Raw genomic sequence first — 12,633 nt, 5'->3', positions numbered from 1 at the left:
ACTATTAGCCCTCATTTATTAAATTTATAAGGTGTGCGGGTGGTAAACCTAGGTCAGTTGTTTGGCGAGCTTAAAACGTGCTTAAAAAAAGATCAGTTTATATTTAAAAAACGCTTACATGGCGTAAAAAAAATACAAGACGAGACTAAGCAGGCCAATGTCCTTGAAAAAATAGCGGCTGATATTACCCGCAGCCAGCAGCTACGTGAAAAACGTTTAGCTGAGCTGCCCGCTGTAACGTACCCTGAACAATTACCGGTAAGTCAAAAAAAGGACGTCATTAAAGACGCCATTGCGAATAATCAAGTGGTGATTATTGCTGGTGAAACAGGCTCAGGTAAAACCACGCAAATACCAAAAATGTGTTTAGAGCTTGGCCGTGGGGTTGATGGCTTTATTGGGCATACTCAGCCAAGGCGTTTAGCCGCGCGCAGTGTAGCTAATCGCATTGCTGAGGAAATGAAATGTGAGCTCGGCCAACAAATTGGTTTTAAAATACGTTTTAGCGATCAGGTTTCTAATAATACGTATGTAAAACTAATGACCGACGGTATTTTGCTCGCCGAAATACAACAAGACCGTTTTTTAAATCAGTACGACACCATCATTATTGATGAAGCCCATGAGCGCAGCTTAAATATCGATTTTATTTTAGGGTATTTAAAAAACTTACTGCCAAAGCGCCCCGATTTAAAAGTTATTATTACCTCGGCGACCATTGATCCTGAACGTTTTTCAAAGCACTTTGATGATGCGCCCATTATTGAAGTATCGGGACGTACATTCCCCGTTGAGGTGCGCTATAACCCAATAAGCGATATAAATAAAGACGCTATGGAAGCCGAAGGCGACCAATTGCAAGGTATTTTTGATGCGGTAGATGAACTGTGCGCTGAAGGGCCTGGGGATATCCTTATATTTTTAAATGGCGAGCGCGAAATACGCGATACCGCAGAGGCGCTCTCTAAACGTAATTTAAAGCATACCGACGTACTACCACTTTACTCGCGCTTATCTAACGCAGAGCAAAACCGTATATTTGCCCCGCATTCGCGCCGCCATATCATTTTATCAACCAACGTGGCCGAAACCTCATTAACGGTGCCAGGTATTCGTTATGTAATAGACCCAGGTACAGCGCGTATTAGCCGTTACAGCTATCGTACTAAAGTACAGCGTTTACCTATTGAGCCAATTTCTCAGGCAAGTGCCAACCAACGTATGGGGCGTTGTGGCCGTGTTGAAGCGGGTATTTGTATACGTTTATACTCGCAAGATGACTTTATATCTCGCCCAGAATTTACAGACCCAGAAATACTGCGTACCAATTTAGCCTCTGTTATTTTGCAAATGTTGGCATTAGGGCTTGGCGATATGAGCGAGTTTCCGTTTGTACAAGCGCCAGATAGTCGCAATATTAACGATGGTTTAACTCTACTTGAAGAACTACAGGCGATTAAGCCGAGTAAAAAACGCCATCAAACGAGTTTAACGCAATCAGGTCGTGAGCTTAGCCGCTTACCGGTCGACCCGCGCCTAGCTAAAATGGTGCTCACGGCTAATAAGCTCGGTGCACTGCGAGAAGTTATTATTATTGTGGCTGCGCTGTCGATTCAAGACCCTAGAGAGCGCCCGCAAGAAAAACGTGCCGCTGCGAACGAAAAACACAGCCGCTTTGACGACCCTTACTCGGATTTTATTGCTTTTTTAAACCTTTGGAATTACCTAGAAGAGCAGCAAAGTGAGCTGACCAATAGCCAATTTAGAAAGTTGTGCCAAAAAGACTTTTTAGCTTATATGCGTATTCGTGAGTGGCAAGACATTGTTTATCAAATAAGCACTGTGTGCAGCGAAATGAAAATTAAAGCCACCACCCAAGTGGCTGACTCTGAGCTAATTCACAAAGCGCTACTGAGCGGCATGTTAAGTCATATTGGCTTTAAAGACGAAAAGCAAATATATAAAGGCGCTCGTAATAGCCAATTTCATATCTTTCCGGGGTCTGGATTATTTAAAAAGAGCCCCAAATGGATTATGTCGGCAGAGCTGGTAGAGACCAGTAAACTATACGCACGTATTAATGCCAAAATAGATATTAATTGGGTAGAGCCCCTTGCACAGCATTTAGTAAAACGAAGTTATTCTGAGCCGCATTGGGAGAAAAAACCAGGCGCTGTTATCGCGTTCGAGCAACAAACTTTATACGGCCTATTAGTGGTTAATAAACGCCGCTGTGTGTATAGCAATATAGACCCTAAAGTTAGCCGTGAGCTGTTTGTACGCACCGCCTTGGTAGAGCAAGAGCTTGGCTTAAATGAGCAGTTTTTAGCGTACAACCGCGAGCTAATAGAAGATATTCAGGTGCTTGAGCATAAATCGCGACGTCGCGATATTTTGGTTGATGAGCAAACGTTATTTGAATTTTACGATAAAAAAATACCTAAAGAAATCAACAACCGTGCAGCCTTTATAAAGTGGTATAAAACGCAAAAACAAAAAGACAAACGCTACCTATACATGACCCGTGAACAGCTTATGCAACACGGTGCAAGTAATATAACTGAGTTTGATTACCCAGATACATGGCAGCAAGATAATATTATTTTACCGCTGAGCTATCATTTTGACCCTGGACAAGCCGTTGATGGGGTGGCTGTACAAATACCGGTCGCACTTTTAAACCAAGTGCAAGAAACTGGGTTTGATTGGCACATACCCGCCTTTAGGCATGAGCTAATAAGTGGTTTAATAAAATCGCTGCCTAAGTCGTTACGTCGTAACTTTGTACCTGCTCCTAATTACGCTGATGCTGTACTGGCAGCCATTGAGCCTATGCAAGGCAGCTTACTCGATGCACTTACTACACGCTTACTAAGAATGACAGGCGTAAAAGTAGAGATAGAAGCGTGGGATTTAAACGCACTGGCGCCTCATTTACGCTTACAGTTTGAGGTACGTGACGAGCACGATAAATTGCTTGCACGCGGTCTCGATTTAGCAAAACTAAAAGCACAGCTGCAAGGCAAAGTAACCGATACGCTGTCAAAAGTGGCCGATAAAGGCATTGAAAAAGCCGATTTAACACACTGGGATTTTGGCGCTTTGCCTGCCTCATACGTTAAAAAGCAAGGCCAATACGAAATAAAAGCTTACCCAGCGCTGGTAGATAAAAAATCCACTGCGGCAATTGAGCTCTTTGATAGCGAAGAAAAAGCACAGCAAGCACATCAGCAAGGTTTACGTCGTTTAGTATTATTAAATGTACCCTCACCAATAAAGTACCTTCAGCAAAACTTGCCCAATAAAGCTAAGCTGGGCTTGTACTTTAATCCGTTTGGTAAAATTGCAGATTTAATTGACGATTGTATTGCAGCCGGTGTAGACAGCTTATTATTAAAGCATGGTGATATACGCGATGAAGAGGCTTTTGATAAAGTTAAAGAGCATATTAGGGGCGAACTAGGCGATGCTGTGGTAGAAATTGCCACACAGGTTGAACAAGTTTTAAGCATTGCTCACGCGTTACATAAAAAAATGAAAGGGCGCGTCGATTTAACTATGATAACTGCCCATGGCGATATAAAATCGCAGCTTGAGTCTCTTATCTTCAAAGGGTTTGTGAGTGCTCACGGTGCAAATAAAATGCCTGACCTAATTCGTTATTTAAAAGCGATTCAGAAACGTTTAGAAAAACTGCCTGTTGATCCTAACCGCGATAGACTGTGTGTTTTAGAGCTTGAAAAAGTAGCGCAAGAGTACAAAAAGCTCGTAAATAAAATTCCAAAAGGCTTACCTATCCCGCAAGAGGTAGAGGCTATTTTTTGGATGCAGCAGGAGCTTAGAGTATCACTGTTTGCGCAAACCTTAGGTACCCCATATCCTATTTCTGCAAAACGCGTTATGAATGCGATAAAAGAGATAGAATAAAACTTGCATTTTCTATTAAGCTTAGTACCTTAATAGAAGGATTTATTTTTGGTTGAGAAGGAAGCGACATACCTATGTCCTCATCGGTTGAACATAAGATTAAGCGGTTGTTAGTTGTAGATGACGAGTATTTTAATTATGAAATGCTTAAATCTGCGCTGACTTCAAAATTTGAAGTTAGTTATGCCGACTCAGGCAAAAGCTGTTTGGCGTCTGCCATTGCTAACCCGCCGGATATTATTTTGCTTGATGTATGTATGCCAGGCCTAGATGGGTATGATACATGTCGGATGCTTAAGCACACGCCTGAGACTAAAAATATACCCGTTGTTATGGTATCGGGATTAGAGTCGCCTTCGGAAAAGCAGGCGGGGTTTGATGCAGGGTGTGATGCCTATGTGGTAAAACCGTTTTCGATGGGTACTTTATTTGAGCAAATAAACACGGTTGTTTAAAGGTGATGAATGTTTACTGAAGATAAGCGCAATTTTAGACGTATGCAGGTTAATACGCCTGCGCAATTAACAACAATAGAGCCTATTGCAGGGCTAAATTATACCGCAGAATGTGTGGATTTAAGTGCCACTGGTTTATCACTTCATTTAGATGATTTACTTGAACTCGATACTTTGCTACAGGTTAATATAGAGTCAACTCACCCAAGTATTGCCTCTTTAAACGCAACGGCCAAGGTTATACGTGCTAGCAAAGAGGACGATGGCACTATTACAGCAGGATTAGAAATAGTCCAGTTTAACTAAATTAAATAAGCACCTAGCTGGTGGCTTTTGCTATTGCGGGAGTTAAATTACGTTCGATTTTTATTACCTACGTCCTTGTAGGTAATTACAATAATTTTTAGTAAACCTTACAAATTAAGCCCTTTAAGTAAAAGCCTTCAGGGTAACTGCCCGCAATAGGGTGATCGGCCGCTTGATTTAAACGTTCCATAATCAATAGCTCTTTACCCGCATCTAGCGCAGCGTCTGCTACCACTTTTTGAAACAAATTTTGCTCCATTAATCCAGAGCACGAAAAGGTAAGTAATGTACCGCCTGGCTTTAAAATTTGCATAGCAATCATGTTTATATCTTTATACCCACGACACGCTCCAGTTAACTGTGCTTTGTTATCTGCAAACTTTGGTGGGTCCATCACAATAGTGTCAAACTGTTTGCCTTCATCTCTATACTGGCGCAATAGTTTAAACACATCTTGTTTTACAAAATCGACTTTATTTAAATCTAAGTTATTGTGCTCTACATTACGCTTAGCGGTATCTAACGCTGGTTGCGATACATCAACATTAGTAACGTGTTTACAACCACCGCGTAAGGCATACAATGAAAATGTACCCGTGTAGCTAAAGCAATTTAATACGGTTTTATCTTTTGAAAAACGCTCAAGTGCTGCGCGGCTATCACGCTGGTCAAGGTAAAAGCCTGTTTTGTGACCTTCTAAAATATCCACTTCAAGCTTTAGGCCATTTTCTTCAATAAGCACAGGTGCTGAAGGCTCGTTTCCCCACAAAACGCCTTTGATGGGCTCTAAACCTTCTTTGGTGCGCACGTCTACATCAGAGCGCTCATAGATATTTGCACCAGGAAAAATAGCCATTAATGCGCCTACAATTTCACCTTTATGGCGCTCAGCACCAGCACTTAATAGTTGACATACTAAGGTGTTATCAAACTTATCGATAGTAACACCAGGTAAATAGTCAGACTCAGCAGCACATAATCTAAATCCAGTTAAACCGCCTTCGGCGATTGCATGCTCGCGCGCGTGTAAAGCACGGCGTAAGCGGCGCTCAAAAAATTCTTGGTCTATTAATTCTTTTTCATCAAAACTCCACACACGCGCTCTTATTTGTGAATGAGGGCTATAAGCTGCGGTGGCAAGAAATTTACCTTCACTGTCGTGTATTGTTACCGTATCACCTAGGCCTGGTTTACCTTTAATTTTTTTGATGGCTTTAGAAAATAACCATGGGTGTTTTCTTTTTAATGATTTTTCGCGACCAGCTTGGAGGTAAACGGCAGATGACATAAGGCTTCTCAGTAGTAATAAATAAGCGCTGTATTTTAGTCAAGCAAAGAGCAACATACAATGAATGTTTTGCAAGGAAGGTGTAAAGCACGGTAAAGTATGAACAATTTTTATATTAATTTGTTTTTGGAACATAACTGTGGCCAACTCTGTTTTAACCCCTGAGTTACAACAACTAGACTCTCAATGTCGTACATTTATTACTTCGCTAATACATGCTGATGTAGCTCACGACATAACACATATAGAGCGCGTAGTACGTGTTGCTATTCAATTGTGTCACGCCGAGCAAGCCAATATGAATATTGTTTTGCCCGCTGCATGGATGCATGACTGTGTTGCAGTGGCAAAAAACCATCCTAACAGAGCAAAAGCGTCAACCATGGCGGCAGATAAAGCCATTGCGTTTTTAAAGTCAATTAACTATGACGCGAGTTTGTTTGATGATATTCATCATGCTATTGCCGCCCATAGCTTTAGCGCCAATATAGCGGTTAAAACTTTAGAAGCTCAAATCGTGCAAGATGCCGATAGGATGGACGCACTCGGTGCAATAGGTGTCAGCCGTTGTATGAAAGTAGGGGGTTCTATCAGTCGCTTACTGTACAACCCTGATGATCCGTTTTGTGTTAACCGCGAAGCAGATGATAAAACCTATACCCTTGATCATTTTTTTATTAAATTGCTTCATATTGCTAAGAGCATGAATACGCCCTCAGCTAAAGCTGAGGCAGAGCGACGCACAGCGTATATGTATGCGTTTTTAGAGCAGTTAAAATCAGAAATTGGCCAATAGTATGAGCGCTCCATTATTATCGGGCATAGATCACTGCCACCTAAATGTTGAAAACATCCAAGAAGCGCTAAAATGGTATAAGCGGGTACTAGGCTTTAGCGTAGTTGAAGAGCTTGCCTTTTGGAATGAAAATGGCAAGGGGCCACTCACACTTGAAGATACCGCAAAAACAACGCGTTTAGCGTTGTTTGAAGCACAAGGTCGGAGTAAAGGGATTGCGTTTGCTGCCACCGGCGCACAGTTTATTTGCTGGGTTGATTATTTAAATGGCTTAAATATAAAAACAGTACTGGCCGATCACGGTGTTACGTTTTCACTTTATTTTAAAGATAACAGTGGGAATAGCCACGAAATAACCTCTCGTGACTACCCGCACATAAAAGCGGTATATGGCGATGTAAAACAAGGCTCGCACAAGCGCAATACTTAGTCTTGCTCTTGATATGTATTTTTAATTGCGATTATAGCATCGAGCTTATTTACAAATAAATTGATAAGGTGGGGGTCAAAGTGTTTACCCGCTTGTGCTTGCATATGCTCAAGTGCTTCTTCTACACTCCAAGCCTCTTTATACGGGCGTTTTGAGGTAAGGGCATCAAATACATCAGCAATAGCTACAATACGCCCTTCAACCGATATTTGTTCGCCTTTTAAACCATGAGGGTAGCCACTGCCATCCCACTTTTCGTGGTGTTCTATAGCTAGTTTATGGGCAAGTTGTAATAGCGGAGATGAAGAATTTGCTAAAATTTGTGCACCAATAACCGCGTGCTGTTTCATGTGGTCAAATTCTTCAGAGGTTAATCGCCCAGGCTTTAATAAAATAGCATCCGGAATACCTATTTTACCTACATCGTGCATGGGGGCAGCCTGGCGAAGTAGCTCGGCTTGGTGTTCATCCATACCAAACTCTAATGCTAATAATTTACTGTATTGGCTCATTCTAGCAATGTGCTCACCAGTGTCTGTGTCTTTGTACTCTGCAGCGCGGCCTAAGCGATGTACTAAATCAACATGGGCTTGCTTTAATTGCTCAGCTTGTACAAGCGATAAATGTGTTTTAACACGTGCGCGTACAATCGCAGGACTAATAGGTTTAGTTATGTAATCAACAGCGCCAAGTTCAAACCCTTTAAACTCATCACTTTCATCGCCAAGAGCCGTTACAAAAATAATCGGGATATGGGAAAGCGTGGGTGTGCTTTTAAGTATTTGGCATACCTCAAACCCATTCATATCGGGCATCATGATATCGAGTAATATGAGCTTAGGCTGTTCTTTCTCAAGTAGGGCAAGTGCTGCAGCGCCTGATTTAGCAAAAGACATGCGGTATTGATTACCTAATACTTCTCGCATAACTTTTAAGTTAGCAGGTTCATCATCAACGATTAAAATACGTGGCTTGTCTTTGCTAAAATCCATTCAATATTCTCATTCTTCGGTAAACTCTTTAATTAAATCGTCTAGTATGTGTTGCGACTGATCAAAATCAAATTCATCAAATGCGTTTACAACCTCACTAATTTTAGTTTGTAAGTGTGCAGGTGCGTTATTTTCAAGCTGTGCAAGTAAATCATCGTTGAGCTCAGCACTTTGCGCTTCATGGTGCAGCGTTTCACACAGTGACTTTAATTCAGCTGTGCTTAGCGTGCTTTTTTGCTCAATATCTTCACTTTCAGTAGGTGTGATTTGTGTGCATTCATCGCCTGAAATTAATTGCGTTATTGTCTCTAATTCATTTTTTATTTGTGTAACTAACGCTTGAGATTGCTCAGGTATTTGCTCGCGTTCTAAATTGGCTAATAAAGTCATTAATGTTGTAAGGCCTAAATTACCTGCGACTCCTTTAAGGGTGTGTATCAGGCTATGCTCGTTTTTAATCTGCGATAATTTAGTATTAAATAAAATATCAAATCGTTTACTACTGTCATTTATAAATTTGGCAATTTCGGTTAACTGCTTGCATTTATTACCCCAAAGCATCACACCTTTTTCAAAGTCGATGTGTTTAGACTCTGGGTCTGATTGGCGAATCACCATATCTTTTGCAATACCTAAGCCAAGCACCTGCGCAATTTCTTGGTTAAGTTGATTTATATCTATAGGCTTATTAGCAAAGCCGTTCATGCCAGCTCGTTTAGCTGTAAGTTTATCCTGTTGTAGGACGCTGGCCGTTAGGGCAATAATAGGGGTGAATTTCAACTGTCTTTGTTTTTCGATAGCTCGAATTTTCGTGGTGGCTTCTATGCCATCACACTCAGGCATATGAATATCCATCAGGATGACATCAAAGCTTTGCTTTTCGAATATTTCCACAGCGTCTAAACCGTTGCTTGCCTTGGTAACTAAATGCTGATCTTTAGAAAGTAACAAAGAGAGTAACTCGGTGTTTTGCTCGATATCATCCACCACCAGCACTCTTAGTGAGGGTAGCTGGGTGTGTAGGCCATCGAAATGATCTATTTTCTCTGCATCGCCTTGTTTAAGAGGTAAAGAGAAATAAAAGCAGGTACCTTTGTTTTCTTCACTGACTAGGTTTATGGTGCCGCCCATCAGCTCTACTAATTGTTTACTAATGGTTGTGCCAAGTCCTGTACCACCAAAGCGACGAGTTGTGGTGCCATCGGCCTGAACAAACGGCTGAAAAATAGCTTTAACACGGTCTTTAGCAATACCTATACCGGTATCTTGCACTTCAAAAAAGAGCTGCTCGGTTTGTGTGGTGCTTACAGTGAGCTCAACCGATCCTTGCTCGGTAAATTTAATAGCGTTACCGATTAGGTTGGTTAAAATTTGCCTTAATCTATCTGGGTCGCCATAGTAGGTGCTGGCAACAGAGTCTTTAATGTTTAACTTTAAGCGTAGGTCTTTCTTTTTTGCTTCAAGCCAAAATGTCGAAATAATGCTATCGAGTACCTGTTTCAAACTAAAGTGTACTGGTTCAATCGTTAACTTTCCGCGCTCGAGCTTTGCGGTATCAAGCACTTCATTAAGGAGTCTCAATAATGAACGCGCCGCATTATTGACTGTAACCAAATGTTTTTGCTGTTCTTGGTTTAGCGGTGTGTCCATGAGTAGGTCGCTAAAACCGATAATAGAATTCATTGGTGTGCGAATTTCGTGGCTCATATTAGCCATAAACGATTGCTTAGCGTGCGCAGCTTCTTCAGCTTGCAATTTAGCTTGTTCTAGTTTGTCTTCGTATTCTTTTTGCTCTGTGATATCTACTAATACCCCATCTATCCACTGCGGGTTATTCTCTTTATCAAGGGTTATACTGCCTTTATCGAGTACCCAGGCGACTTTACCGTTGCGGTGGCGTATACGGTATTCTACCGAGTATTTTAAGCTTGAGGTCATGGCTTGTGCTACGGCTTCGTTAACCGTTGGTTGATCTGTTTTTAAAATGAGATCATTAAATTCAATGCAGCTTTCTGTGAACTCTTCTGGCGTGTAGCCAGTGAGCTCCGTTATGGTCGGGCTGATAAATAACATGCTCCAGTTTTCATCGTATTTACAACGAAAAGCAGCGCCAGGCATATTATCCATCAAAGAGCGGTACTTTTGCTCTTTTTCAATAAGGCTTTGTTGCAAGGCGCGTTGTTCGGTTAAATCTGTAATAAAACCAACATATAATGGCATCTGGTCGGGCTGGTTAACTTCTCCTATGCCTAAGCGTATTGGGAAGAGGTGGCCATCTTTGTGCTTAGCAGAGACATCTCTATTTATACCAATTACCTTACCAAGATCTACATTTTTGGCGTTAGACAAATAGCCATCGTGGTGGCGAGCGATTTCATCGGCCATCAGCATTTTTACATTTTGCCCCTGAACGTCACTTTCTCGCCAACCAAAAATTTTGCTGGCAGCTTCGTTAAAGCTCAATATAATGCCGGTGTGATCTATAGTTACAATGCCATCAATAGCAGTGCCTAAAATAGCATTTAAGCGCGATTCATCCGCCGATTTCTCCTCAAGCAATAAGCGGTATCTAACCATGCCATTTATAACTGCAATAACACAAGTTATAGCAACCGTCGCGGTAGCTACGGCAATAGCCACAAAAGCAAGCTCAGTGGTTGACTCTTGATAATCAGGTAAAAGCGGTGTGGTTGCAACAAATCGAGTAGCGGCCATACCCATGTAGTGCATGCCTGCCACTGCTGAACCTAAAATAATAGCGGTAATAGCACGCGCTTGTATCTGTGATAAATTAGGTAGCAAACGCGTTAAATAATAACGGGTAAAAAGTGCTATAAACGATAAACCAACAGCGACTACAATCGATAAAGCAAACATGGCAGGGTCGTAACGTAGTAACGGTGCCAGCTCCATAGCAGCCATGCCACTGTAATGCATTGTGCCAATACCTGAGCCAAGTAAAATAGAGCAAATAATAAGGTGTTTGAAAGAGCCTTGCGATTTTACTAAAATCGAAAAGGCATATTGGCATGCAATAAATGCAGGTAAAAAAGATAAAAGGGTTATCAGCGGATCATAACTTATATCTGTGCATAGCGAAAAAGCCAACATACCTATAAAGTGCATGCTCCATATGCCGGCCGATAAAACAGTGGCTCCGGTTATATTGGCTAGGCGTTTATAGCTTTCGAACTGTGTTTGCTTAGCTACATCAACTAACCATACGGTAAAAAAGGCTGCAAAAATAGCGGTAACGACCGATAAACTAACCAGTATAGGGTTATATGCACCATTGATAATAAGGCTCGGATCTTGATCGGTTATAAAAAATGCAGAGAGCATAACGACTCAAATTAGTATCTTTATTAAACTAGTTTAATAGATTTATTATATAAATAAACTGTTAATCTAATAATTTATACTATAAATCTGTGAGGTTACTTTTTCTTGTAAAAATATTAACATACGCAGTGCACTTCATTAATAAAACGTTATTTTGAGTTAGTAAAAAATACTGAACCTATTTATTTATCGTTAAATAACTACATTGAATAGATAAGGCTTTATAATAGGCTTTTTTAGATTTTGAGCATACACCTTGTTTGAGTATCAGTTAAAGCGAAGTACAAGGCGTAAAACAGTGGCAATAAAAGTGAGCCAACAATTAGTTACTGTTTATGCACCTACGCACGTATCAAAAATACATATAGAACAATGGCTGCTCAGTAAAAAAGAGTGGGTAGCTGCGCAATTACATAAACAACTTAATGCTATTGATGTTCAGCAATACCCATTTAAAAGTCAGAAAGTTACGGTGTTTGATAAACCATATACTATTACTTTCGCTAAAGGGACACGCTCATATGTTCAGCAGTCCGACAGCGAGTTTATTATTTACACTTCTAAGCGAGTAAAAAAACAGCTCGAAAAACGTAAGCAGCTACTTTGCCTTGCTCTTGAAGAAATGCTAACAAACTACATTGAAATGCGTTTAGCTTATTATTGCCAACAGATGTCAGAAGCATTACCGACTAAATTGACGATTGGAAGTTATAAACGTAAGTGGGGGAGTTGTAATTCTCGACGAGAACTAACCTTTAACCTAAACCTTGTTGGGGCACCGCATCATATAATTGATTATGTTATTGTGCACGAATTGGCTCATTTAACGCATTTAAACCACAGCAGCGCTTTTTGGAAGCGCGTAGCTAAATTCTATCCCGATTATAAATTGGCATCAGCATGGCTTAAAAACCATGGGGCAACATTACAGTGGGTATTTGATAATTAGTCTAAAAATGAAATTTAAATAGTGATGAAAAAGAGATAGAAAAAGATACTTAAGATAAGAAGTGGTGGAGGGAGCTGGATTCGAACCAGCGAAGGCTGAGCCGTCAGATTTACAGTCTGATCCCTTTGGCCGCTCGGGAACCCCTCCA

9 protein-coding genes and 1 tRNA gene are annotated in these 12,633 nt (G+C 40.9%); 6 read left to right on the top strand and 4 right to left on the bottom strand.

The genetic code is table 11. The features are described 5' to 3' along the window. Positions 1-39 precede the first annotated feature (39 nt). From hrpA to AN391_RS15690, 3 genes are all read left to right on the top strand, one after another. Complete coding sequence (gene hrpA, locus AN391_RS15700) at positions 40-3,927, top strand: ATP-dependent RNA helicase HrpA (RefSeq protein WP_055016274.1); 3,888 nt, start codon at positions 40-42, stop codon at positions 3,925-3,927. 74 nt (positions 3,928-4,001) lie between these two features. Next, positions 4,002-4,382: a PleD family two-component system response regulator gene (locus tag AN391_RS15695; protein ID WP_055016273.1), complete on the top strand. Its 381-nt coding sequence runs from the start codon at positions 4,002-4,004 to the stop codon at positions 4,380-4,382. A gap of 9 nt (positions 4,383-4,391) precedes the next feature. Next, entirely contained in the window at positions 4,392-4,688 is a 297-nt protein-coding gene (locus AN391_RS15690; protein WP_055016272.1) for a PilZ domain-containing protein, read from the top strand. A gap of 97 nt (positions 4,689-4,785) precedes the next feature. Here the strand turns inward: AN391_RS15690 and AN391_RS15685 are convergent, their stop codons facing one another. After that, on the bottom strand, positions 4,786-5,976 hold the full coding sequence (locus AN391_RS15685) for a class I SAM-dependent methyltransferase (RefSeq protein WP_055016271.1): 1,191 nt from the start codon (positions 5,974-5,976) through the stop codon (positions 4,786-4,788). 139 nt (positions 5,977-6,115) lie between these two features. Between AN391_RS15685 and AN391_RS15680 the strand changes: the two genes are divergently transcribed. Together AN391_RS15680 and AN391_RS15675 are read left to right on the top strand one after the other, a co-directional pair. Beyond that, a complete protein-coding gene (locus AN391_RS15680; protein WP_055016270.1) occupies positions 6,116-6,772 on the top strand; it encodes an HD domain-containing protein in 657 nt (218 codons plus the stop codon). A 1-nt stretch (position 6,773) separates the two neighbouring features. Beyond that, positions 6,774-7,202 carry a VOC family protein gene (locus tag AN391_RS15675; RefSeq protein ID WP_055016269.1) on the top strand — a complete coding sequence of 143 codons (429 nt, stop codon included), beginning with the start codon at positions 6,774-6,776 and terminating at the stop codon, positions 7,200-7,202. On the opposite strand, the gene AN391_RS15670 is transcribed toward AN391_RS15675, so the two are convergent. Both AN391_RS15670 and AN391_RS15665 read right to left on the bottom strand, forming a co-directional pair. Then, complete coding sequence (locus AN391_RS15670) at positions 7,199-8,194, bottom strand: two-component system response regulator (RefSeq protein ID WP_055016268.1); 996 nt, start codon at positions 8,192-8,194, stop codon at positions 7,199-7,201. The two genes, AN391_RS15675 and AN391_RS15670, sit on opposite strands and share 4 nt — an antisense overlap. A 9-nt stretch (positions 8,195-8,203) precedes the next feature. Further along, the gene (locus AN391_RS15665; RefSeq protein WP_055016267.1) at positions 8,204-11,536 is read right to left on the bottom strand and encodes an MHYT domain-containing protein; all 3,333 of its coding nucleotides are present in this window, start codon (positions 11,534-11,536) and stop codon (positions 8,204-8,206) included. 298 nt (positions 11,537-11,834) lie between these two features. On the opposite strand from AN391_RS15665, the gene AN391_RS15660 reads away from it, so the two are divergent. Continuing rightward, a complete protein-coding gene (locus tag AN391_RS15660) occupies positions 11,835-12,485 on the top strand; it encodes a M48 family metallopeptidase (RefSeq protein WP_082429338.1) in 651 nt (216 codons plus the stop codon). A 62-nt stretch (positions 12,486-12,547) separates the two neighbouring features. On the opposite strand, the gene AN391_RS15655 is transcribed toward AN391_RS15660, so the two are convergent. Further along, a tRNA-Tyr gene (locus AN391_RS15655) sits at positions 12,548-12,632 on the bottom strand. Between the last annotated feature and the right edge of the window lies 1 nt (position 12,633).

Origin of the sequence: Pseudoalteromonas sp. P1-13-1a (assembly GCF_001401875.1) — a bacterium.
GTDB lineage: Bacteria > Pseudomonadota > Gammaproteobacteria > Enterobacterales > Alteromonadaceae > Pseudoalteromonas.
Note: the sequence above shows the minus strand (reverse complement) of the source record. Positions and strands in the feature narration are given on the sequence as shown.

Excerpts from the sequence above, each read along its gene's own strand:
- AN391_RS15695 (WP_055016273.1), top strand. The coding sequence starts at position 4,002 with ATGTCCTCATCGGTTGAACATAAGATTAAGCGGTTGTTAGTTGTAGAT.
- AN391_RS15690 (WP_055016272.1), top strand. The coding sequence starts at position 4,392 with ATGTTTACTGAAGATAAGCGCAATTTTAGACGTATGCAGGTTAATACG.
- AN391_RS15685 (WP_055016271.1), bottom strand. The coding sequence starts at position 5,976 with ATGTCATCTGCCGTTTACCTCCAAGCTGGTCGCGAAAAATCATTAAAA.
- AN391_RS15675 (WP_055016269.1), top strand. The coding sequence starts at position 6,774 with ATGAGCGCTCCATTATTATCGGGCATAGATCACTGCCACCTAAATGTT.
- AN391_RS15670 (WP_055016268.1), bottom strand. The coding sequence starts at position 8,194 with ATGGATTTTAGCAAAGACAAGCCACGTATTTTAATCGTTGATGATGAA.
- AN391_RS15665 (WP_055016267.1), bottom strand. The coding sequence starts at position 11,536 with ATGCTCTCTGCATTTTTTATAACCGATCAAGATCCGAGCCTTATTATC.